Source organism: Thioclava sp. GXIMD4215 (genome assembly GCF_045291555.1).
Classification (GTDB): domain Bacteria; phylum Pseudomonadota; class Alphaproteobacteria; order Rhodobacterales; family Rhodobacteraceae; genus Thioclava; species Thioclava litoralis.
Window position 1 is genome coordinate 384,119 of the sequence record NZ_CP149517.1, and the last position, 24,139, is coordinate 408,257.

Annotated in this window: 15 protein-coding genes; 10 read left to right on the forward strand and 5 right to left on the reverse strand. The window is 63.8% G+C overall.

The window, feature by feature from the left end:
- Positions 1 to 97 precede the first annotated feature (97 nt).
- Positions 98 to 1,597, forward strand: coding sequence for an aldehyde dehydrogenase (locus WDB86_RS18335; protein WP_330629599.1), 1,500 nt, complete (start codon positions 98 to 100; stop codon positions 1,595 to 1,597).
- 181 nt (positions 1,598 to 1,778) lie between these two features.
- On the opposite strand, the gene WDB86_RS18340 is transcribed toward WDB86_RS18335, so the two are convergent.
- From WDB86_RS18340 to WDB86_RS18350, 3 genes are read right to left on the reverse strand one after another with little or no spacing between them, the layout of a single operon-like run.
- Positions 1,779 to 3,122 (reverse strand): c-type cytochrome, encoded by a 1,344-nt coding sequence (locus WDB86_RS18340; RefSeq protein WP_341486020.1) that lies wholly within the window; start codon positions 3,120 to 3,122, stop codon positions 1,779 to 1,781.
- A 12-nt stretch (positions 3,123 to 3,134) separates the two neighbouring features.
- A complete protein-coding gene (locus WDB86_RS18345) occupies positions 3,135 to 4,904 on the reverse strand; it encodes a GMC family oxidoreductase (RefSeq protein ID WP_330629597.1) in 1,770 nt (589 codons plus the stop codon).
- A 3-nt stretch (positions 4,905 to 4,907) separates the two neighbouring features.
- Positions 4,908 to 5,633, reverse strand: coding sequence for a gluconate 2-dehydrogenase subunit 3 family protein (locus tag WDB86_RS18350; protein WP_330629596.1), 726 nt, complete (start codon positions 5,631 to 5,633; stop codon positions 4,908 to 4,910).
- Between the two features lie 478 nt (positions 5,634 to 6,111).
- On the opposite strand from WDB86_RS18350, the gene WDB86_RS18355 reads away from it, so the two are divergent.
- The 7 genes from WDB86_RS18355 to WDB86_RS18385 all read left to right on the forward strand — a co-directional run bounded on the left by WDB86_RS18355 (position 6,112) and on the right by WDB86_RS18385 (position 19,565).
- Complete coding sequence (locus tag WDB86_RS18355; RefSeq protein ID WP_341486021.1) at positions 6,112 to 7,512, forward strand: Glu/Leu/Phe/Val dehydrogenase; 1,401 nt, start codon at positions 6,112 to 6,114, stop codon at positions 7,510 to 7,512.
- Positions 7,513 to 7,524: 12 nt separating this feature from the next.
- Positions 7,525 to 8,433, forward strand: coding sequence for a LysR family transcriptional regulator (locus WDB86_RS18360; RefSeq protein WP_341486022.1), 909 nt, complete (start codon positions 7,525 to 7,527; stop codon positions 8,431 to 8,433).
- Positions 8,423 to 9,349 (forward strand): glutaminase, encoded by a 927-nt coding sequence (locus WDB86_RS18365; protein WP_330629593.1) that lies wholly within the window; start codon positions 8,423 to 8,425, stop codon positions 9,347 to 9,349. The genes WDB86_RS18360 and WDB86_RS18365 overlap by 11 nt, the downstream gene beginning before the upstream one ends.
- A 164-nt stretch (positions 9,350 to 9,513) precedes the next feature.
- The gene (locus tag WDB86_RS18370) at positions 9,514 to 10,857 is read left to right on the forward strand and encodes a Hint domain-containing protein (protein WP_341486023.1); all 1,344 of its coding nucleotides are present in this window, start codon (positions 9,514 to 9,516) and stop codon (positions 10,855 to 10,857) included.
- Positions 10,858 to 10,927: 70 nt separating this feature from the next.
- Positions 10,928 to 11,434, forward strand: a complete 507-nt coding sequence (locus WDB86_RS18375) for a GNAT family N-acetyltransferase (protein WP_339110045.1) — start codon at positions 10,928 to 10,930, stop codon at positions 11,432 to 11,434.
- A 15-nt stretch (positions 11,435 to 11,449) separates the two neighbouring features.
- The gene (locus WDB86_RS18380) at positions 11,450 to 18,313 is read left to right on the forward strand and encodes an SDR family NAD(P)-dependent oxidoreductase (protein WP_341486024.1); all 6,864 of its coding nucleotides are present in this window, start codon (positions 11,450 to 11,452) and stop codon (positions 18,311 to 18,313) included.
- Positions 18,306 to 19,565 (forward strand): glycosyltransferase, encoded by a 1,260-nt coding sequence (locus tag WDB86_RS18385; RefSeq protein WP_341486025.1) that lies wholly within the window; start codon positions 18,306 to 18,308, stop codon positions 19,563 to 19,565. Before WDB86_RS18380 ends, WDB86_RS18385 begins: the two co-directional genes overlap by 8 nt.
- A gap of 100 nt (positions 19,566 to 19,665) precedes the next feature.
- Here WDB86_RS18385 and WDB86_RS18390 read toward each other — a convergent pair whose 3' ends face one another.
- The gene (locus WDB86_RS18390; RefSeq protein ID WP_330629586.1) at positions 19,666 to 20,550 is read right to left on the reverse strand and encodes a LysR family transcriptional regulator; all 885 of its coding nucleotides are present in this window, start codon (positions 20,548 to 20,550) and stop codon (positions 19,666 to 19,668) included.
- Between the two features lie 97 nt (positions 20,551 to 20,647).
- On the opposite strand from WDB86_RS18390, the gene WDB86_RS18395 reads away from it, so the two are divergent.
- The gene (locus tag WDB86_RS18395; RefSeq protein ID WP_341486026.1) at positions 20,648 to 21,148 is read left to right on the forward strand and encodes a lactoylglutathione lyase family protein; all 501 of its coding nucleotides are present in this window, start codon (positions 20,648 to 20,650) and stop codon (positions 21,146 to 21,148) included.
- A 66-nt stretch (positions 21,149 to 21,214) separates the two neighbouring features.
- On the opposite strand, the gene WDB86_RS18400 is transcribed toward WDB86_RS18395, so the two are convergent.
- On the reverse strand, positions 21,215 to 21,856 hold the full coding sequence (locus tag WDB86_RS18400) for a TetR/AcrR family transcriptional regulator (RefSeq protein WP_341486027.1): 642 nt from the start codon (positions 21,854 to 21,856) through the stop codon (positions 21,215 to 21,217).
- 237 nt (positions 21,857 to 22,093) lie between these two features.
- Between WDB86_RS18400 and hpbA the strand changes: the two genes are divergently transcribed.
- Positions 22,094 to 24,130, forward strand: a complete 2,037-nt coding sequence (gene hpbA, locus WDB86_RS18405; protein WP_341486028.1) for an N-methyl-L-proline N-demethylase HpbA — start codon at positions 22,094 to 22,096, stop codon at positions 24,128 to 24,130.
- Positions 24,131 to 24,139: the final 9 nt, after the last annotated feature.

The window sequence follows — 24,139 nt, forward strand, 5'->3', positions numbered from 1 at the left end:
CCGCAGCCATGAGCAGCGGATATAATGATATTGCTTTCTAAAAAATGTGATACTATTTTTGAAAATGTAATACCAATTTCAACATGGGGGTCTTCAGATGGCACTCAAAACGCATCAGGACTGGCTTGATGCCCGTCAGAATCTGACGATCCGTGCACAGGCGCTGATTGACGGGAAATTTGTGGCGGCGTCTTCGGGGCGCAGCTTTGCCTCGGTCTCGCCGGTTGATGGCAGCACCCTCGCGCAGGTCGCGGATTGCGGTCAGGAAGATGTCGATCTGGCCGTCGCGGCAGCACGACGCGCCTTCGAGGATGGCCGCTGGTCCAAGCGCGCGCCTGCCGAACGCAAGGCCGTGCTGTGCCGTCTGGGCGATCTGGTCCGCGCCCATCGCGACGAACTGGCCCTGCTGGAAACGCTGGACATGGGCAAGCCGATTGCCGACAGCACCTCGATTGATGTGCGCGCGGTGGCGAATTGCTTTGCATGGTATGGCGAGGCGATCGACAAGATCTATGACGAGATCGCCCCCACCCCTTCGGACACGCTGGCGCTGGTCAGCCGCGAGCCTCTGGGCGTGGTTGCTGCGGTTGTGCCGTGGAATTTCCCGATGCTCATGGCCAGCTGGAAAGTCGCGCCCGCATTGGCGGCAGGCAATTCGGTTGTGCTGAAACCATCGGAAAACTCGTCGCTCTCGGCGCTCCGGCTGGCCGAACTGGCACTGGAAGCGGGTGTGCCGCCCGGCGTGTTCAACGTGGTGACCGGCTGGGGCCCGGAAACGGGCAAGGCGCTGGGGCTGCATATGGATGTGGACGGGCTGTTCTTTACCGGCTCGACTGCGGTCGGGCGCTTCTATATGGAATATGCCGCGCGTTCGAACCTGAAAAAGATCGGGCTGGAACTGGGCGGCAAAAGCCCCAATATCATCCTGTCAAGCTATCACGACATCCGCCACGCCGCCGAAACCTCGGCCAATTCCGCCTTCTTCAACCAAGGGGAAATGTGCACCTGCCCCAGCCGCCTGATCGTCGAGGAAAGCGTTCATGACGAGGTGGTCGATGTGCTTCTTGCGCAAAGCAAAGCCTTCGCCCCCGGTCATCCGCTTGATCCGGCAACCCGTTTTGGTGCGATGGTGGACGAACGCCACACGACGCGCGTTCTGGGCTTTGTCGATATCGCGCAAGAAGACGGCGCGACCCTTGCAACGGGGGGCAAACGTGTCTGCATGGACAGCGGAGGCTGCTATCTGGAACCCACGATCTTCGACCATGTGCGCAATGACATGCGGATCGCGCAGGAAGAGGTCTTCGGGCCGGTGCTGTCGGTCATCACTGTCAAGGATGTGGACGAGGCACTCCGCGTGGCCAATGACACGCCCTTCGGGCTGGCCTCCTCGATCTGGACGGATGACCTGAGCACCGCCCATCGCGCCGCGAAGGAATTGCGGGCCGGTCTGACCTATGTGAACTGCTATGACTGCGACGACATGACCGTGCCGTTCGGCGGTTTCAAGGAAAGCGGGATCGGGCGGGACAAGTCCTTGCATGCGCTGGATAAATATACCGAGCTCAAGACCACATGGATCAAGTTGTCGAAGTAATCGAAAGGCCCCGTCCTTGCGCCGACTGACCAACTTGGACTGACCAACTAGGACTGACCGGCTTGGGGCGCAGGGCCTGCCGATATGGCCCGGAACACGCCAACGGACAAAGACCGGAAATTGAAAACGGGGCGCCTGCTGGGCGCCCCGTTCCTGTTGCAATCGATCCCTATGGCGCGGGTCAGCGCAAGGCGCTGACATCCTTGGCGCTGACAGGATCGGCAGAATTGCCCCATGCGCTGCGCAGGAAGCTGGCCAGTGCCGCAACATCGTCATCGGACAGGCGGTCGGCAAATCCGGGCATTTTCAGCTCTGCCGGTCGCTGCGCGGTCGACGGTATGGCCGCGCCATGCAGAATGGTGTCCACCAGCCCGTTTGACTGTTTCGCCGTCACAGTGGCATTGCCTGCCAGAGCCGGGAAGATCCCCGCCGCCCCCTTACCATCGGCAAAATGGCAGGCCGCGCAATTATCCATGAACAGGCGCGCACCCAAAGGCTGGTTCTCGGGCGTCAACAACAGCTTGCGCGTGGCGTCATCCAGATCGGCTTTCAGCTCTGCCGGTCGTGCCACAGCCGCTTTCGGGGCCGCCTCGCCGGTCACCGCCACGGGCTGGTATGCAGCGATCGACCGCAGATAGGCGACCATCGCGGCGCGGTCTTCATCGCTGAGATATTGCAGCGAATCGCGGATCGCCAGCGCCATCTCGCCCGAGACCCCCGCATGGGCATTGCGCCCCGAAGCAAGGAACAGGTCCAGATCGGCCGCCGACCACGATTTGATCGTCGCATCGGCGCTGCGCAGATCGGGGGCGGTCCAGCCATCGATCACACCGCCCGACAGGAAATCGGGATCGGAGGCGTCCGTGCCATTCTGCGCGAAGGCCAGATTGCGCGGACTATGGCAGGCCGCACAATGGCCCGGCCCTTCCACCAGATAGGCCCCCCGCGCGATCTGCGCATCCTGCGAGGGCGGCACGAAACCGACCTTCGGAAGCCCCACCCATTTCCATGCGCGAATGCCCCAACGCTGGTTGAAGGGGAAGCTTAACGCCGTCGCCTGCACCTTGTTCTCGACCGGTTCCAGCGTGTCATGGAAATAGGTATAGAGCGCCTCTATATCGGCCTCGGACAGTTTGCGATAATTGTCGTAAGGCATGGCCGGATAAAGGTTTTCGCCATGTTTACCGATGCCGTCCACCAAGGCGGCACGGAACTCGTCCAGTGTCCAGTCGCCAATCCCCGTCGCCTTATCGGGGGTGATATTGGAGGCATAGATCGTGCCGAAGGGGCTGGCGATCGCGCGCCCGCCCGCATAGGGCGTGCCGCCTTCCGCCGTGTGGCAGGCCGCGCAATCGGCCACACGCGCCACATATTCGCCGGTCTTATCCTGATGCGCGGGCAACCATTGCGCATCGAAAGACAGGTCCTTCGCCGAACTACGGTGCTGGGGCACCAGAATCATGGCGGCGATCACAATGATCGCGGCAATGGCCAGCCACATGATGAGGCGTAGAAACTTAAGCATCTTTCATCCTCCTCACATCAAAGGCCGCGGATTGGGCAGATAGTCCTTACGGAGGTGATCCACCGCCCAATAGGCCAACCCGCCGACTGCTCCGGTGGGGTTGTATTGCAGGTTCTGCGGGAAGGCCGAGGCCCCCATCACGAAGACATTGTGGCAGTCCCAGCTTTGCAGGTAGCGGTTGATCGCAGAAGTCTTGGGATCGGTGCCCATGATCACGCCACCGGTATTATGCGTCGTCTGGTACGGACGCACATCATATTGCGCCCCCGCCTCCTTGTAGGAGGATTTCATCATATCGGGATTGAGGCTCTGGGCGATGGGCTCGATCTTCGATTTCATGAACTGTGTCATGCGGATATCGTTGTCCTGCCAGTTATAGGTCATCCGCATCAGCGGGCGCCCGTGACGGTCTTTATAGGTCGGGTCCAGATCCAGATAGACATCGCGATAGGCCATATTCGACCCGTGCGAGGCAATCGACATCGAATGGCCGTACCATTCCTGCGTCGCCGCCTTCCATTCCGCCCCCCAGCTTGGCGTTCCCTGCGGCAGGGACATCTGCTGGATCGGGCGACCGCCGGTATGCCCGCCGGTGATATAGCTCCCACCGATAAAGCCTTCCTTGGCAAAATCGATCTGGCCGATAGAATAATCATCCAGCGAATAGCCAACCGATCCCGTGCCGATAAAGGGGTCGAAATTATGCTCTTTGAAGAACAGGCTCGTGCCGCCGGTCACCTGATAGGCATAGTTCTTGCCCACCACCCCCTCGCCCGTTACCGGATCGTAAGGCTGGCCGATGCCCGAAAGCAGCATCAGATGCACGTTATGCAGCGAAAAGGCCGCCACGATCACCAGATCTGCGGGCTGGAAGACTTCCTCACCGGCTTTTTCGTCCCAATAGGTGACGCCGGTTGCGGTCTTGCCATCTTCGGCCTTCTCGATCTTCAGAACTTCCGAATTGACCCGATATTCGAAATTCGGCATCCGCTTGAGAGCCCCCAGAACGCATGTCTGCGGCGAGGATTTCGAATAGTTCAGACAGCCGAACCGTTCACAGAAGCCGCAATAATTGCACGGACCAAGCTGCATGCCATATTCGTTCACATAGGCCGCAGAGGCATTGGCCGAGGGGCGCGGGAAGGGATGCAGCCCCTGCGCGCGGGCGGCCTGCGCGAACATCTCGCCATCAAGGTTCTGCACCAGCGGCGGCAGCGGGTAATCGGTCGAGCGCGGGGCCTCGAACGGATTGCCGCCCTCAATGATATTACCGTTGATATTGCCCGCCTTGCCGGAAATCCCCGCCATATTCTCGAAACGCGTCAGATAGGGCTCCATCTCTTCGGCGGTCACACCCCAATCCTGAATGGTCATGCCCTCGGGGATGGTCTGCGCGCCGAAGGTCTCCTCGACATAGGATTTCAGCCGCCATTCCACCTCTTGCGGACGCCATGTCTGGCCGTTCCAGTGGATCCCCGCACCGCCCACACCATCCCCGGGCAGGAAAGAGCCCAGATGCCGGTAGGGCAAGGCGGTCTCTTGCAGCGTGCGCCGGATGGTCAGCGTCGATTTGGCCGGTTTTTGCATGAATTTGTAGCGGATGCCGTATTTCAGCTCGTCCGCCACATCGGGATATTTGAAATCGGGCACGGTATCGCGGTCCTCGCCGCGTTCCAGTGCCAGCACATCCAGCCCTTCCTTGCACAGTTCTATCGAAAGGATCGAACCGGTCCAGCCAAGCCCGATCACAACAACGTCTTTTTTGGGTGCCTGACGTGTCATGGATTACCCCCTCTCGCCTTTGATCGACACCGGCCCGAGCGGATAGGGCTGGTCGCGCATCTCCACCCATTCGGTGTAGGACGCCCGCGCGCCGGGAAAGCCGATATGCTTCCAGCCCGCCATCTTGTAATTGCCGCCATACATCGGATCGGCAAAGAACCCCTCTTTGGTATTGCTCAGCAAAATGGTGAAGAAGTCACGCAGCTCGGGGGGAAGGATCTCGGCGCGCCCGCCTCCGGTGCCGTCTCCTTTGTTGTTTTGCAAGGCGGTCAGGGCGGCATCCTGATCGGCAGAAGACAGCTCAACGAAAGACGCGCCGAATTGGGCCCGACACCATGTGTCGAATTCCGGAATGGCCTTGCGATAGACCTGAGCCGGGGTCAGGGGCGTCTGCCAGCCCAGCAGCGGATCGGCGGCGGCATCATGCGGGCCGTCCATATACCAGTCATCGGCATTGCCATACTCACCGGCAAGCTGCCGGTCGATGAACACCGGCACCCGCGCCTCGATCGCGCCGGGAGCCGCCTCGTCACCGGGGATCAGCCGTGCGCAGGCCGCCATCAGGAACGACCATTCCGCCGCCGTCAGATAAACGGGTTCGTACTGGTCAAGCGGCGGAGCGTCCTTGGTCTGGGCGGCAGCTGGGTTGGTCACCTGGCTTAGGGCGAAACCCGCAGCGCCCGCTTTCAAAAACCCGCGTCGTGTCGCGGCGAAAGAGGAACTGGGCATCGGATACCTTTCTGACAATAGGTTGGGTCTTATGTGGCGCGCCCTGCAACATGGCGCATTTCCCGTCAGAAGCTGCGACAAATTGTCTGGCTAAGGCTGGTTTTAGGGCATGTTCACAGTTTGAAAAGCAAAATTGATCGGTTTTGTGGGAAAATTTCTGTGTTTCGAGGCAATCCCTTAGCGCCGGTCGCACATAGCAGCCGCCCGTTTTGCCCGCCCGTCCGGCGGAAATGTGCCGCAAGGTAACAAATACCTATCCCCGCGCCCCGCCCGCACAAAAATACAGGCGGCGCACGCGGGGGCCCAGGCATCCGGCCTCTGCTGGCGGGTGGAAAACCGCGCAAGTTCAGCCGCTAACGCTATTTCCTGCATCAACCATGCAGGATACGCATTAGACTTTACCTCCGGCCACGCGCTTGGTGGCGCAACCGGTGCCCGCTCAGGGCATCGCGCTTCTCACAGGGACCGGACCAGACGCATGTCGGATCAAAAATTCTTCGCCAATATCGAACGTTTCATCGCCAACGCGACACCGCATCTTGCCTTGCCCGAAGGACTGGACGAGCGGATCACCCAATGCAATTCCACCTATGCGGTGCGCTTCGGGGTGAAATTGCGGGGCCGGATCTACAGCTTCGAGGGCTGGCGTTCGGTCCATAGCGAACATATCGAACCGGCCAAAGGCGGCATCCGCTATGCGCCCGACGCGAATATGGACGAGGTCGAGGCGCTGGCCGCGCTCATGAGCCTTAAATGCGCGCTGGTCAATGTGCCCTTCGGCGGCTCCAAGGGTGCCTTGCGCATCAACCCCTCCGACTGGAGCGAGGACGAGCTGGAGCGCATCACCCGCCGCTTCACACAGGAACTGGCGCGCCGCGACCTGATCCATCCCGGTCGCAACGTTCCCGCCCCCGACATGGGCACCAGCGAACGCGAAATGGCATGGATCGCCGATGAATACCGCAAGACCGGCCGTGCCGATGCCATGAATGTCAATGCCTGCGTAACCGGCAAACCCGTGGCGCGTGGTGGCATCGAAGGCCGTGTCGAGGCGACGGGCCGTGGGGTGCAATATGCCGTGCGCGCCTATCTCGCCCATCCCGAAATGCCCGCCGTTTCGGGCCAGAAAACCGTCGAGGGCCTAAGCGTTGTCATACAGGGCTTCGGCAATGTGGGCTATCACGCGGCAAAATTCCTTGCCGAGGACGGTGCTAAGATCGTCGGGATCGTCGAGCATGACGCGGCCATTTTCACCGCCGAAGGTCTGGATGTCGAGGCCGTGGCCGCCCATCGCCGCGCGACCGGTTCGATCGGCGGGTTTGCCGGTGCCGAAACCGTGCCAAGCGCCGAAGGCCTGACCCATATGGCCGCCGATATCCTGATCCCCGCCGCCAAGGAAGCCGCCATCACCGAGGCGAATTGCGAAGACATCAACTACAAGCTGATCGTCGAGGCCGCGAACGGGCCGGTGACCGCTGCCGCCGAAGACTGCCTTGGTCGCCGTGGCATCCATATCCTGCCCGATCTCTTCGTCAATGCGGGCGGGGTTGTGGTAAGCTATTTCGAATGGGTCAAAAACATCACCCATATCCCCTTCGGCCTGATGGAACGCCGCCAGAAAATCGCGAACGGGCTGTCGATGGTGAATGCGCTCGAGCAGGTCTCAGGTCACACTCTGGCCGAGGAACTGCGCGCCAGCATCGCCCGCGACACGCAGGAAATCGACCTTGTGCGCTCGGGTCTGGAAGAGATCATGACCCGCGCCTTCAACGAGATCGCCACCCAGAAACAGGCCCTGCCCGACGCAAATCTGCGCACTGCCGCCTATGCCGTTTCCATTGCCCGAATTGCGGATTATTATCGCGCGATCGGACTGTAACGGGTGCACTGAATGGATATGCGTTGGCTGGAGGATTTCCTCGCGCTTGTCGAAATGCGGAATTTCACCCGTGCGGCAGAATTCCGCAATGTTTCGCAGGCCGCCTTCAGCCGGCGCATACAATCACTGGAGCACTGGGTCGGCTCCGCCCTGATCGTCAAGGGGGCGGTGCCCGTGCGCCTGACCGAGGCGGGCGAGCAGTTCCGCGAGGATGCCGCCGCCTCTGTCGAGCGCCTGCTGGGGGCGCGTTCCAAGATCCGCTGCAACCAGTTCGAGCTGATGTCACAGGTGCGTATCGCCACGCCCAACTGTCTGGCACGGTCGGATTTCAAGCGCGTGCTACAGATGCTGCGCGGGCGGGTCAAATCCTCTTTCTCGGTGATTGTGGGCAATACGCAGGATGTGACGGCCCGCTATATGGCCGGAGATGCCGATATCCTGCTGTGCCATGACAATCTGGCCCTGCCCAGCCCCGTGCATTCGGACGCACAGGAGCGGCTTGTCGTGCGCCGCGACCGCTTCATGCCCTATGCCGTGCTGAACGAGGATAAACGCACCACCTTCGGCTTTCCGGGCAATGCGCGCCATCCTTTCCCGCTGATTTCCTATTCGCACAAGGCCTATTTCATGCGCCTGTTCGAACATGTCCTTGAACGCGCGCCCGCCCTGCCCGCCTACAAGATCACCGTGCAATGCGACATGTCCGACGTGCTCAAGGAGATCATCATGGAGGGGCATGGCGTCGGCTGGTTGCCCGCCTCTGCGGTGGATGCCTCGGCCGCGCAGGTCATCGGGCCGATTGGCGGGCCGGAATGGGCGCTGGATGTCGAGATCTGCGCCTATCGCCCGCGCCGCGATCTTGCGCCGGAAATCGAGGCGCTTTGGGATGCGCTCAGACAGGAGGTCGGAAGTGACCGTTGACGCTCAGGCCCTACAGGCTTTTCTGGACAGGCTGACCGCCGATATCCACGCCCGCCACGATTGGGGCGAAGTGGCCAATTACATCCCCGAACTGGCCAAGGTCGATCCGGCGCAATTCGCCGTGTCGATTGCGCTGGCCGATGGCCGCCTGCTGCATGCGGGCGCCAGTGCGCGCCGCTTCTCGATCCAGAGCGTCTCGAAGGTCTTCACGCTGGCCTGCGTTCTGGGGCGGCATGGCGAACAGATCTGGACCCGCGTGGGCCGCGAACCCTCGGGGACGCGCTTCGATTCCATCCTGCTGCTGGAGCAGGAGAAAGGCCGCCCGCGCAACCCGTTCATCAATGCGGGCGCGCTGGTGACCACCGATGCCCTGCTGACAGGGCGTGCGCCGCGCGAAGCACTGAGCGAAGTGCTGGCCTTCCTGCGCGAGGCCGCGGAAGAGGATGACATCCATATCGACCCCGCAGTGGCCCTCTCGGAGGAACGGACCGGGTTTCGCAATATCGCATTAGCCAACTACCTGAAATCCTTCGATAACCTGCAAAACGCGCCCGAGCTGACACTGGGCACCTATTTCCATCAATGCGCCATAGAGATGACCACAGACCAACTGGCACGCGCAGGCCGGATCATTGCACAACTGCCCGGGGTCTCGCCGCTGCTGACCGCCGAAAAGGCGCGGCGGCTCAATGCTCTGATGATGACCTGCGGCCATTATGACGGGTCGGGCGATTTCGCGTTCCGTGTCGGCCTGCCAGGGAAAAGCGGCGTGGGCGGCGGCATTCTGGTGATCGCCCCAGGCGTCGCCTCGATTGCCGTCTGGTCGCCCGGCCTCAATCTTTACGGCAATTCCCATATGGGCACATATGCCGCAGAACAGATCGCGAAATTCACCGGCTGGTCCGTCTTCGGCTAAAAGCCCCCCCACAGGCCAAGGCCGCAGGGCGGAAAATCGGTCTGCACAGGGGGCCTGCGCTGCGTAGTTAACTGAATAGTCACCCTATTCCCGTTCTATTCATCTCACCTTTCGCGTCGCTTTGACCCGAGGGGCCGACCTCAAGGGGACAGGCGGAATTCGGGATGGCCAATGCAACACTGACCGGCAATAGCGGGGCCAATGGCGCCACGCTGACAAACGCCGCCGATGGCAGCGGCAAGCCCTCCCAGAACCAGTCCGATGTCACATTGCAGACCTCCAGCGCGACGGTGACCGGCACCGGTCGTTTCTATGACGTCAATTTTCTTGGTGGCAATGACACGCTTGTGGCCACCAACATGCCTTGGGTGCATCCCGATAGCGGATCGACCATCGGGTTTGACAATATCAGCATGGGCACCGGCAATGACCTTGTCGAACTGCATCGCAGCGCCTTTTACGACACGCTCGATATGGGCGATGGCGATGACACGCTGATCCTCGACAATTCCGGTGGCCGCGATGTCGTCATGGGGGCAGGCAATGACCGTGTGCAGCTCGATATGTCGCAAGCCGGTGCCGCCTCGGAAGAGGAACTGGCCCAGAAAGTCGGACAGGCCGCGATTGATCTGGATGGCGGCACGGGGTCGGATACGCTCAATCTGGTGGGAGACTGGACGCTGACACTGGCGGCGGGCAGCATCACGCTCGACACCAATAATGACGGCATTGGCGACAGCGTCACCAATGTATTGCGCTCGGATCAATACGGGCAGGTGCTGGGCATGCCCACGGTGCTGTCGGGCACCGTGCGCTGGGGCGACACGATCACCCTCAGCAATGGCGACACGGTTCTGGCCGAGGCGACATTCTCGAATTTCGAGGCGCTGGAGGCGGTATGTTTCGCCGCGGGCACCCGCATCGCCACACCGCAGGGAGAGATCGCCGTGGAGCAGCTTCGCGAAGGCGATCTGGTGACTACCCGCAACGGGCCGCGCCCGATCCGCTGGATCGGCAAAAGGCGGCTGGACCTGATCGATCTGATGACAAACCCCAAGCTCCTGCCGATCCGCATCCCCGCCGGAGCCTTCGGCACAGGCCGTCCGCATAGCGACCTGCGCGTATCGCCGCAGCACCGGCTGGCCGTCCGGTCAAAGATTGCCGAGCGGATCTTCGGCACGCCCGAAGTTCTGGTTCCCGCCAAGCTGCTGGTGGGCGTGGGCGATATCCGTATCGAGGGCGAGACACAGGAGATCCGGTATTACCACTTCATGCTGGATCACCATGCGGTGGTCATGGCCGAGGGCATGGAGGCCGAAACGCTTTATCCCGGCCTCCATGCGCTCAACTTCCTGACACCGGACGGGCGCGCCGAAGTCCTGTCTCTCTTTCCCGAACTGGCAGATCCCGGACATCAGGCCGTTCCCGCGCTGCCCCTCGTGAAAAACCGCGAGGCGCGGGCGCTGGTCGAACGGCATCGGCGCAATGCCAAACCCCTCTGGTCATGAGATGAACCAGAAGGTAACCTTATGAAACCACACACAGGACCGGTCGGGCACCATCTGCGAGGTACAGCCATTGGAAAGCAGCCTTTCCGAAGAAGAGCGCGGCAAAGTCCGTATCGTTTTGGGCGAGGATGTCGCCGATGTCCCGCATGTGTTGCCGCTGGTACGGCAAATGCACAAGGAAAGCCTGTTTTCCGATCTGCCCTTCGACCAGCCGCAATTCGACCAGATCATCGGCTTCATCCGCGACAATCCCGGCTATAACGGTGCGCTCTATGTCGAATATGACGGCGAGCCGGTGGCCTTTGCCTATTACGTCTTCCGCCCCTTCATGGGCAGCCGGAAATCATGGGTCACGGTGATGCATACGCTCTATCTGCGGGCCGATATCCGGTCGACAGCCGTCGGCAGCTATATCTGGCAGCGCATCATGATGGCCGTGCGTGGCTGGTCGGCCCCGCGCGGGTCGAAAGGGGTGATGTTTAACGTCACCTCCGGCATCGCGATCGAAGAAACCGATACGGTGCTGCGCTCTGGTGGGGCCACCCATCTGGGCGGCAACTATTTCATGCGGATCTGACATGAAGGCGGCCCGATGAATTGTGACCATGACAACGCGCCCATCGTGGCGGGAATCGGACTGCGCCTGCCCGGCGCGCGTGGTCTGGCCGCCGCATGGTCCGTGCTCTCCGAGGGGCGCTGCACCGTCACAACCGTTTCCGCGCGCAGCTTCGATCCGGCCTTCTACCACGATCCGGCGCAGGGCCGTCGCGGCAAGACCTATTCGCTGGCCGCAGGACAACTGGACAACCTCTACCATTTCGATGCCGCCTTCTTCGGCATCAGCCCGCGCGAGGCCGCCGAAATGGACCCCCAGCAACGCCAGATGCTGGTTGCGACATGGGAAGCGGTAGAGGATGCGGGCCTTGACATGGCCGACCTGTCGGGGCCGCGCACCGGCGTGTTTATCGGGTCTTCCATCGTCGAGAACCTCTCGTCCTACTACTACGACACCGCGCGCGGCGGCTCGACCTTCACACTTGGCAACACGCTGGCCATCATCGCCAACCGGATCTCGGCTCGTTTCGATTTCGGCGGCCCGAGTCAGGTCATCGATACCGCCTGTTCCTCCGGCCTGACGGCGCTGGACACCGCCACAAAGGCGCTGTCGCGGGGGGATCTGGATATCGCCATTGTCGGCGGCGTGCATGTGCTGCGCGCACCGGGCGGCTTTGTCGGCTTTTCCCAGGCGCGGATGCTCAGCCCCAGCGGGCGCTGCAGGGCCTTTGATGCGGGCGCGGATGGCTATGTCCGTTCGGAAGCGGCGATCGCACTGGTCCTTCTGCGGCCCGAAATCGCGGCCCGCCTGCACGCACGGCACAGGGGGCGCATCCTTGCAACCGGCGTCAATACCGATGGCGGGGCCTCGCCGCTTCTGGTGCCCTCCAGCGACCGTCAGGAGACATTGATCCGCTCGGTGCTGGACCAGGCGGGCCGGGCCCCCGAAGACCTTGCCTTCTACGAGGCACATGGCACCGGCACACAGGTCGGCGACCCTGCCGAGGCGCACTCCATCGGTCGGGCGGTCGCATCGCTCAGGCGGGCTCCGCTGCTGATCGGCTCGGCCAAGAGCAATTTCGGCCATACCGAGCCCGCCTCCGGTCTGGTCGGGCTGGTCAAGGCCTTGCTGGCCATGCAGCACAGGGTTCTGCCCGCATCGCTGCATTTCAACACGCCGAACCCGAATATCGATTTCGACGGTCTCAATCTGGCGGTGGCCGCAACGCCAATGCCCTTGCCGGAGGGCCCCCTGCTGGCGGGGGTCAACGCGTTCGGCTTTGGTGGCACCAATGCCGTTGCCCTGATCGAGGGCGGGACACAAGCCACGCCTGCCCGCCGTTTCGTGCCGGTGTCATCGGGGACGCCTTGGCTGTGCCTGTCTGCCGCCTCGCCCGACAGCCTCGCAAAGCTTGCGGGGCACTGGTCGGCCCGACTGGACGCCAGCCCGCACGCCCGCGAGGCCCTTGCCGCCGCCGCCACGCGCCGCACCGCCCTACCGCACCGGCTGGCGTTGCGCTGCGATGAAACCGCCAGCGCGCGGCTGCGCGACATCGCCCTTGGTCAGGCCGCAGCCCTTGGCGGGCGCGCGGCCTTCGAGCGCCCGCAGACCGTCTTCGCCTTTCCTGGCAACGGGGCGCAGATCATGGGGATGGGGCAGGACGCCTATCGCCATGATGCCCGTTTCCGCGACGGGTTCGACCAGATCGCTGCGGCCTTTGCACAGGAAGGGATCGACGCTCTGGCCGAGCAGCTCTTTGCCGCAGATCTCGACCGGCGTCTGGCCAGCCCGCTGGTGGCCCAGCCGCTGCTGGTGGCCTGTCAGGTGGCACAGGCGCAAAGCCTTATGGCCGCAGGGCTGCGCCCCGATGCGGTGATCGGCCATTCGGTGGGCGAACTCTCGGCGCTGACGGTTGCGGGATGCCTCACTCCCCAAGGTCTGGCGCGGGTTGTCGCCTCGCGCTCGCGCCGGTTCGAGGCGCTGCGCGGCAGCGGCGGCATGGCCGCGCTGGCCCTGTCCGAGGCCGAGGCCAGCCGTGCCATTGCCGGATTGGGGGCACCGCTGCTGGCCCTTGCCGCCGTCAATGCCCCGCGCTCGGTCACGGTCTCGGGGCCGCAGAAGGCGCTGGAACAACTGGCAAAGGTCAGTATCGGCGGCAAACGGATTGCCATGATGCCGCTCGGGGTCGAGGTGCCCTACCATTCCCCCGCCGTCGCACCGCTGCGCGCCGCGTTCATGGCCGACATCGCGGGGCTACAGCTTGCCGCGCCGACCTGCCGGATTGCGGGATCGGCCTTGGGGCGCCTTCTGGAGACGCAGGATCTGACCGCCGACTATCTGTGGCGCAATGCACGGGATACCGTGCGGTTTTCCGATGCGCTGAAAAGCCTGTGTGCCGAAGCGCCCGCCGTGGTGGTCGAACTCTCGCCCCGTCGCCTGCTGGCGGCCAATATCCGCGATCTGGCACGGCTTGAGGGGCAGCCGCTCAGCTATTGCGCGGCGACACCCGCACAGGGCACAGAACCTGCCGAGGCCACCGTCCTGCGCTGCTGGTGCCACGGCGCGCGCATCGACCGCACGCAGCTTTCGGGCCTCCCCGAGGCCCCCCCGCCCGATCTGCCGCTTTACCCGTGGCAGGAGGTGGAACATGCCACGCAGCTTTCGCCGGACGGCTATGACGCTTGGGGGGAGGCCGGACAGAGGCATTTCGCCGGACGCAGGCCGGACCGCGAACTGCCGGTCTGGACAACCGAAATCACCCCGACCGCCCCCGAATGGCTGGCCGATCACCGGATCGGCGGGGCGCAGGTGCTGCCCGCTGCGGCGCTGGTCGAGCTGGCCCTGTCTGCCGCGCAGGAAACATGGCCCGAGACGCCGCTGACGCTGTCGGGGTTCGATCTGCTGCACCCTGCCGATATCGCGGGCGAGGGCCTCCGCCTGCGCACCAAGCTTCTGGATGGCGGGCGTGTCGGGATCGACATGCGCCCACGGCTTGCAAAAACCGACTGGACGCCGCTCGCGCGTGGCACCTTGCGCCCCGACGCGATTGCCCCGCCGCCGCGTCGGGACAGACCCACCCACGAGAGCATCCCCACCGAGGCGCTTTATACGGCACTGGCGGCGCAGGGGCTGCATTATGGTCCGGCCTTCCGGCGGCTGGGCCGGATCTGGGCCGAGGAAGCCGGTGGTCTGGGCGCGACCCTTACGGGAGACCCGCCAGCGGGACAGTTCCTTTTGGACCCGACGGCGCTGGATGCCGCGTTCCACCTTCTGGCCCCCTATGCCGGACAGGTGGCTCTTGCGGGGGATACACCGCCTGCACTGGCCAAGGCCCTTGCGGCGGGTGCGGCGCTTTTGCCCACCCGTATCGGGCGGCTGACCCTCTGGCCCGAGGCCGGACCCGCGGCCACTGTGCGGCTTGTTCCGGGGCGGCTATGGCAGCGCGGACTAGAGGCGTCCTTCACACTTGAAACCGCTGACGGCCGGACACTGGCGGCGCTGGACGCGGTGGAGTTCACCCTTGCGCGGCCCGATGCCTTACCGATCGCCCCCGCCTTATGGCACAGACGCGCCGTCCGGCTGCGCCCGCCAGAACAGCCGGTCATAGGCCCCGAAAGCTGGCATGAGCCCAAGGCCGCGCTGGCCCGTCTGGGCTATGGCACGCCCCCGCCCCGCGCCGAAACGGACCTGTCCGATGCCGGAACCGTGCTGCGTCTGCACCCCGACCGCGCCAGCGACCTGCAACTGGCCATGCTTCAGGCCCGCGGGATGGACCAGCCCGATATCCGCCGCCACTCTGCGGCAACGCGCGCCTGCTGGCAGACAGCAGAGCGGCTGCTCGACGATCTGCTCGGGCAATGGCCCGCAGAAGAACGTTGCGCCTTGCTGCTGGTCGGATTGCCCCCCGGCTGGCTTGTCACCCGTCTTGCCGCCGATCCGCGCCTTGACGACCTCAGGCTGTCCCATCCCGACGAGACGGCGCGTGAAAGCCTGCGCCGCCTGTTGCCTGCGGCCTGCGCGCCCCTGCTGCGCGATCCTCCCGAGGCAGGGATGTTCGACATCATGGTGACGGCCCTGCCCCATAGCCCGCCTCTCCTGACACCGCTGGCCGCAGGTGGCATTTGCGTCGCGCTCTCCACCGAGCCGGTCTGCGGGTCCCCGCCCGACGGGCGCGATCAACACGGGGCGACGCCACCGGTCGCACCGCCACCGACCGAGCCGCTGTTTTACGATGGAACAGGCCCCGTGCCGGTGACCATTTCCGCCTGCCGCAGCCCCGTCCCCAAGCCCCCGTCCCTCTCCGTGGCACCAACGAGCACAGACAGGCCAGCGGCAGCCACGCCGCCTCAGGGCCCGCCCGAGCTGCGCGGGCTGGATACCGGCGGACGCAATCTGCGCCTCATCGTGCGGCTGCATCAGGGCGCAGATGATCCGGTCACGGCGCTGGCCGATATGCTGGCGGAGCTGCGTCGTGCCACCTTGGATGCAGACGACATGCGCCCGCTGCGTCTGGTGGTGATGGGGGACGGCGATACGGGCGGATTTGCGCAGCTGACAGCAGGCCTCGCGGCCGCCGTGATGGTGCTGCGCAACGAGGCTCCGGCAGCCGCTGCCTCACTGATTTCGGTGCAGACCGACGGTCTGCCGGACTGGGAGGCGCTCTTTGCCCTTGCCGACCGCGAACCCTGGGTCGATTGCGCCGGTTCCGCTTTGCGCGCGCCGCGCCTGCTGCCGCAGCCCCGCCCCGCAGAACCCGCCGCAGCATTGGGCCTGAATGACAGAGCGAACGGGGGCCAGAACGGGGCCCTGAACGGGGGCCAAACCCACAGCTCTGCCTTCTCGTGGCAACCCAGACCGCGCCAACGTCCCCGCGCCGACGAGGTCGAAATCGCGGTGGCCGCGACAGGGCTCAACTTCCGCGATGTGATGCTGGCCAAAGGTCTTTTGCCCGAGCGGCTGATCCGTAGCGGGGCGTCCGGTGGCGGTCTGGGTATGGAATTTGCCGGTATCGTGCAGCGGGTGGGCCGCGATGCCCCGCTGGCGAAAGGCATGGCCGTCATGGGCTTTGCAGCCGATGCCTTCGCCACACATCTGACCGTGCCCGCAGCGGCAGTCATGCCCCTGCCCGAGGGGCTGGACCTGCATCAGGCGGCGGCCCTGCCGGTGGCCTATGTCACGGCATGGGAGGCACTGCGGGGTGTGGGGCGTGTCTCGGATGGCGACATCGTGCTGGTGCATGGCGGCGCGGGGGGCCTGGGGCTGGCGGCGATCCGTGTGGCGCGGCTTTTCGGGGCGCGGGTCTTTGCCACAGCCTCGAGCGCAGAGCGGCAGGCACTGGCGGTTGCCGCAGGGGCGGAGGCCTGTTTTGACAGCCGCACACTGGACTTTGCCGATGCGCTGCGCGCCGCGACCGGCGGACATGGGGCCGATATCGTGCTCAACAGCCTCGCGGGGGAGGCGATGCTGCGCTCCGTCGAGGCACTGGCCCCTTTCGGCCGTTTCATCGAACTGGGCAAGCGTGGCTTTGTCGAGAATGCGATCCTGCCGCTCGGACAGTTGCCCGAAGAGGCTAGCTATCACAGCTTCGATCTGGACCGGCGTCTGGCGGCCCGCCCCGCACAACTGGCCGGAACGCTGCACAAGATCGGCGCGGCGCTTGCCGAAGGCCGCCTGCCCGCATTACCGGTGACCCCTTTTGCGGCAGAAGACGCCGCCGAAGCCTTCGGGCATATGTTTGCCGCAAGACAGGTGGGCAAGATCATCATCACCCCGCCGCCACTTCCCACGGGCCCCGCAGCACCCTACCGGCCCATCCGCGACGACTGGGTGATCCTGGGCGGCACAGGGGGCGTGGGGCTGGCTCTGGCCAAAACCCTGCGCGAGAACGGGGCCAAACGGGTCCATCTGCTGTCACGCTCGGGCACGCCGAACCTTGGCAGCGGGGCGGCGGGCGCATGGGTTGCCGCCGATCAGGGCACGGTGCTCCACGCGCTGGATGGTCGCGACGCCACCGCGCTTTCGGCCTATATGGCGCAGATCGATGCCGACGGCCACCGTCTGGGCGGCGTGATCCATGCGGCAATGGTGCTGCGAGACCGGTTGATCCGCGACCTCGACCCCGTCGAGACGGCGCTGGTGCTGCGCGCCAAACTGGGGGTGGCCCGCAGCCTTGATCAGGTGCTGCGCCAGCGGGCGGAGTCCCCCGATGCGGTGCTGTTTCTGTCTTCCGTGGCGGCCTGTCTCGGCAATCCGGGACAAGCCGCCTATGCCGCTGCCAATGCGGCGATGGAGGCGCTGGCCGAGCGCCGCCGCGCCGATGGCCACCCGGCCTCGGTGCTGGCACTGGGCCCTATCGGGGACGGGGGCGCACTGGCACGCAATGCGGCCCTGTCGGCGCAGTTGGGACGGCTGGACGGGCTTGCGATGCTGCCGATGCGCACCGCCGTGGCAGAGATCCTGTCGACCCTGCGCGACCCCACCGCCCGAAACCGCCTTTTCGCACCGCTGAACTGGGCGCGTCTGGCACCGCATCTACCGGCGCTTGCCGCCCCGCCTTTCTCGTGGATCGTGCCCGAGGGCGCGGCACAGGCCGCAAAACCCGGCGATCTGGCGCGCGCTCTGCGCGGCCTCGAATGGCCCGAGGCTCTGGCCCATGTCGAACGGGAACTGGCCGATATCCTATGCGATATCCTGCGCCTTCCAGCGGCAGAATATGACCCGCATCGCCCGTTGGGGCGCTATGGGATCGACTCGCTTATGGCACTGGAATTGCGGCTGGAAATCGAACGGCGACTGGGGCTGCAACTGGCAAGCTTCCCGCTGTCCGAAAGCACGACCCCCGCGCGCTTCGCCGTTGCGCTGCTGACACGCCTGCACGCACAGGAGGCGCCGGATGGCTGACGGCCCGCGCATTCTGCTGCTCCACCGCAACCAACCCGCGCAGTTCGAATTCTTCGGCAGGTGGCTGGCCCGTCGGGGCTGGCAGGTGACCTATATCCATGCCGGACCCGCCTCGGACAGCACGGATGCGCTCGGCATCCGCACGCTGCGCTTTCCGGTGGCGGCCATGGAGCGCCCCGAGACCGATTTCCGCTATGCGCTGGATTATGCCGCCGCCACCGCGATGGGAGCTGCGGTGCTGTTCGAGCATCTGCGCAATCACGAGGGCTACCGCCCCGATGTGGTCATGGCGCATGCAGGCTGGGGGATCGGGCTCGGGGTGCGGCAGATCTGGCCGCAGACCCGCTACATCGCCTATCACGAGTGGTATTATACCGATCTGGACTGGACCACCGGCAGGATCGAGCGCCCCAGCACGCCTCCCGTCGCGATGACCAACCGGATGCGGAACCTGCCGATCTCGGCCGAATTCGACAGCGCCGATGCCAACTGGTGTCCAACACAGTTTCAGGCCAACCGTTTCCCGCCCCCGCTGCGGCAGCAGATTTCCGTTCTGGCGGATGGCGTGGATTGCCGGTTCCATCACCCCGATCCGACCGCCAAGATGGATTTCGACTGGCTCTCCCTGCCCGACCGGCCAAAGCTGCTGACCTATGCGACCCGTGGTCTGGAGCCTTTGCGCGGCTTTCCGCAATTCATGATGGCGCTGGCCCGTTTGCAAAAACAGCGGCAGGATTTCCATACCGTGGTGCTGGCGCAGGACAGCGTCTCCTATGGTCCGCGCCTGCCCGAAGGGGAAAGCTGGGGCAAACGCGCGCTGGCGGCGCTGGACCTTGACCGGAGCAGGCTGCATCTGGAAAGCATGAAGCCCCGCAGCGACTATCTGCGCACGCTACAGGCCTCGAGCGCGCATATCTATTTCACCGAACCTTTCGTCACCTCCTGGTCGCTTTCGGAGGCCCTTGCAAGCGGTTGCCTTGTGATCGGGTCACGCACGGGGCCGGTGATGGAGCTGGTCGAGGACATGCAGACAGGCATTCTGGTGGACATGGACGACCCCGAGGAGGTTTCCGACATGATCAGCTGGGTCTTCGACCACCCCGAAGAGGCACAGGCGATCCGGCGGCGGGCACGGCAGCAGATGCTCGATCTCTATGACAGCGAGGCGGTCTTCCGGCGTAAGGAGGCCCTGTTGCGCCAGATGATTTCGCGCGTGGCGGACACGACCGGACCCCATCAGCCCATCCTGTAAGCGCCTGTGAGGCCGGCACCGCCGCGCGCCATCTGCCCGCCTGTGCAGGCCCTGCCGACACGCGGGCCGCAGCCGGAAAGACGGGACGTGTCGCGGGCCTCTATAGCTTTGCCAGCACCTGCGCGATCACGTCACGGACACGGCGCGCGCGGGCCGGAAGCTGCCGGTTGCGGCGATAGGTCAGCCAGAGTGCGTGCCGGACCGGAACCGGCAGCACCATCACCTGAAGGCGGTGGCGCTGCGGATGGGCCTGAACCCCGCTGCGCGGCAGGATCGTGTAGCCCAAGCCCCTGAGGACAGGCGCGGGAATCTGACCGATCTGGTTGATGAAACTCCGCGCCCGGATATGTTCAGCGCCCTGAAAACTGTCCGGAAAGTTTGCGCCAAGCACCTCTTCGGCATAGGCGAACCCGTCTGGATGGGCAATGAAGCCCAAAGCGTCCAACCCTGCCAGATCCTGCGGCGGCGAGACCTGTTCCGGCAGGATCAGACACAGCTCGTCCTGCCCGACGATATCTCCGTCGAGCCGCATATGGGCGGGCGAGTGATCCACGATCCCCATATCACACTGCCCGCCCAGAAGGCCGTCAATGATACGCGGTTGCGGCATCGCCTCAAGGCGGATCGACAGGCCCGGGGCCTGCTCCATCAGATCCATGAAACGCGGATAGAGCAGCAGGGCAAGCGACCCCGAGCAAGCCACACAGACATCGCCATGATCCGGATCGTCATACTGCAACCGCCTGCGCAAATCGGCCTCTTCCGCACGCCTGCGGCGCGCAAGGGCCAGAACCGTCTCTCCGGCGGGGGTCGGGGCAAAGCTCTTGCCGTCGCGCGACAGAAGCGGCTGCCCGACCTGTGCCTCGAGCTTGCGGACCTGCTGGCTGACACCGGGCTGGGTCATGTTCAGGGCCTGCGCGGCGCGTGTGAAATGACCGATATCGCAAAGCGTCGCAAAGGTTTCGAGCCAGCGGGCGTTCAACATCAGATCATTCCGGCATGTTATGAAATTCAGAATGAATGATAATTTGATGATTTTTGTGCTGCAACACATATCAACGGGACCAATCAAGGAGCTTTCCATGACCCGACCAACCCCCCGCACGTTCTCCCATATCGGCCTTTCGGTCCCCGATCTTGATCGCGCTGTCGAATTCTACCGCGATGTCATGGGCTTCTATGTCATCATGGAACCGACCGAGATTGCGCAGGACGATAGCGATATCGGCATCATGTGTGATGATGTTTTCGGCGCGGGCTGGGGCAAATTCCGCATCGCCCATCTTTCGACCGCCGACCGGATCGGCTTCGAACTGTTCGAATTTCCCGAAAACTACCAGCCCGAAAACCCCCTGCCCTATCGCCAGACGGGCCTGTTCCACTTTGCGATTCAGGATCCCGACCTTGAAGGGCTGCTGGCCAAGATCGTGGCGGCAGGCGGCAAGCAGCGTATGCCCGTGCGCCATTATTTCCCGGGCGAGAAACCCTATCGCATGGTCTATGTCGAGGATCCTTTCGGCATCGTTTTCGAGCTATATTCGCATAGCTACGAGCTGACCTATTCGGCGGGGGCCTATAACTAAGGCCCCGCATAGGCCTGCGGCGCGACCGGACCGATGCCGCGCGCAGGCCGCCACATCCCCGAGCGCTCAGGTCGGCGTGGGGGTATCATACCCGATTGCCGCGCAAAAGCGGGCCATTTCTTCCGCACTCGGGCGCTCGCCGATATAGACCTCGACATAATAGGGATGGCGCGCCACACGCTCGGCCAGATCCTCCTGCACCCGCATCGAGATATACCCGATCTGCACCAGATAGATCGTGCGGGCACGGACATCGGCATCTGCCGGTGCGAACCCCCAACGCAGCAACATCGCGCGAAGGGCCTCAAGGCGACGGGCATCATTGGCCTGCAACCGCGCCAGCACGGACGGATCCCGCTGCGCCCATGCCCGGACCGCCAGTTCGAGGGCGGTATCGAATTGCGCCTCCGACATGAAAATCGCGATCACGTTCAGCATCGCCTCGGGGCGGCTGGCGGCATAGCTTTCGGTCGCGGCAATCAGAGCCGCCGTCGTGGCCTTCTCCCAACGCTCCAGAAGCGCCGCCAGAAGCTGCCCGCGGTCTTTGAAAAACCAGTAAAAGCTCGTGCGCGACAATTTCAGGCTATTGGCCAGCGGCATGATCTTGACGGCATCCACCCCCTTGGCAACGAGGGCCTGATAGGCGGCATCCAACCATAGCTCGGAAGAGCCGCGCCAGCCGCGCTCGGGGGGGGGATCATCTGTCATCAGGCATTCTCGTCATGGGTGGAGGCAAATTGTCTATAAAATGTGCAATACTGTCCAGAGGCATTTCCCCTCAGGATCGACAAGGCGGCCCCATCCCGCCGGTGACCAAAAATCCGGCGCGCGCAATGAATGCCATCCCGGAATAGAGTACATGCATGAACTCATAGTTGACACATATGAACATTTTGCCGCACCCTCCCGCTATGGCCCCAAGGCACCGCAGGGAAAGGTACCCAGATGTCGCATGATCCGCTGTTGCAGCCCTATCAGCTCAAGCATCTCACTCTTAAAAACCGTATCATGATCACCAGCCACGAACCGGCCTATCCCGAAGACGGCATGCCGAAAGAGCGCTATCGGGCCTATCATCTGGAACGGGCGAAGGCGGGGGTGGCCCTGACCATGACGGCAGGCTCGGCCTCTGTGGCGCGCGACAGCCCGCCGGTGTTCAACAATATCCTTGCGTGGAAAGACGAGGTGGTGGGCCATATGGCCAAGCTCGCGCAGGAATGCCATGACGAGGGCTGTGCGGTGATGATCCAGCTGACCCATCTGGGCCGCCGGACCCGGTGGGACAAGGCCGACTGGCTGCCCGTTGTCTCGGCGGGGCATGAACGCGAGGCCGCCCATCGTGCCTTTCCGAAAAAGCTGGAAGACTGGGACATCGCCCGCATCATCGACGATTATGTCGATGCGGCAGAGCGTATGAAGGCGGCGGGGCTCGACGGGATCGAGCTGCAAGCCTATGGCCATTTGATGGACCAGTTCTGGTCACCGCTGACCAATACGCTTGACGGGCCTTATGGCGGCTCTGTGGACAACCGGCTGCGCTTTACCTTCGACATCCTTTCCAAGATCCGCCAGCGCTGTGGCGCGGAATTTCTGGTGGGCCTGCGCTATACCTGCGATGAGGACCTGCCGGGTGGTCTGACCGAAACCGACGGGATAGAGATCTCGCGCCGCCTGCGAGACAGTGGTCTGGTCGATTTTCTCAACGTGGTGCGCGGCCATATCGATACGGATGCGGGCCTGACCGATACCATTCCGATTCAGGGAATGAAAAACGCGCCGCATCTGGAATTTGCCGGACGGATCCGTGCCGCGACCGATTTTCCGACCTTCCATGCCGCGAAAATTCCGGATGTGGCCACCGCGCGCCACGCGATTGCCAGTGGCAAGATCGACATGGTCGGGATGACCCGCGCCCATATGGCGGACCCGCATCTGGCGCGGAAGGTGATCGAAGGCCGCGAAGACGATATCCGCCCCTGTGTCGGCGCGAATTACTGCCTCGACCGGATCTATCAGGGCGGGATGGCGCTGTGTTTGCACAATCCCTCGACCGGACGCGAAATCGAACAGCCCCACAGTATTGCGAAAGCCGAGACCGCGAAACGGGTCACCATTGTCGGGGCGGGCCCTGCAGGGCTTGAGGCGGCGCGCGTCGCGGCAGAACGCGGGCATCATGTGACGGTCTTCGAGGCGGCGGACCAGCCCGGAGGGCAAATCCGTCTGGCGGCACGGCAGGACCGCCGCCGCGAGATGTCATCGATCATCGCATGGCGTTACGAGCAATGCCTCAAACACGCCGTAACATTCCATTTCAACAGCTTCGCCGATGAAACCGATGTCGAGGCGACGCAGCCCGACGAGGTGATCATCGCGACGGGCGGCCTGCCCCATACCGAGGTGCTGGCGCGCGGCAATGATCTTGTTGTCTCGGCATGGGATATTCTTGCAGGGGATGTGAAGCCCGGACAGAATGTTCTGATCTTCGACGATGCGGGCGATCACGCAGGGCTTCAGGCGGCGGATCTTGTGTCCGCAAGCGGCGCGAAAGTCGAAATAGTCACCCCCGATCGCGCCTTCGCCCCCGAGGTGATGGCCATGAATCTGGTGCCCTATATGCGCGCCCTGCAAAAACGCGACACGACCTTCACCGTGACATGGCGCCTCAGATCGGTGACCCGCGCAGGCAATCAGCTGACGGCCTGTCTCGGGTCCGATTACGGTGACATCACCCGCGAACGACAGGTGGATCAGGTCATCGTCAATCATGGCACCCGTCCTCTGGACGAGATCTATTTTGCGCTCAAGCCCCGCTCCCGCAATCTGGGCGCGGTCGATTACGACGCGCTGGCAACCGGTGGCCTGCAGGAACGGACACCCAACCCCGAGGCCGCATTCCGCCTGTTCCGCATTGGCGATGCCGTCTCGGCCCGCAATACCCATGCGGCCATCTATGATGCCTTACGCCTGATGCGCACATTATAGACCACACCT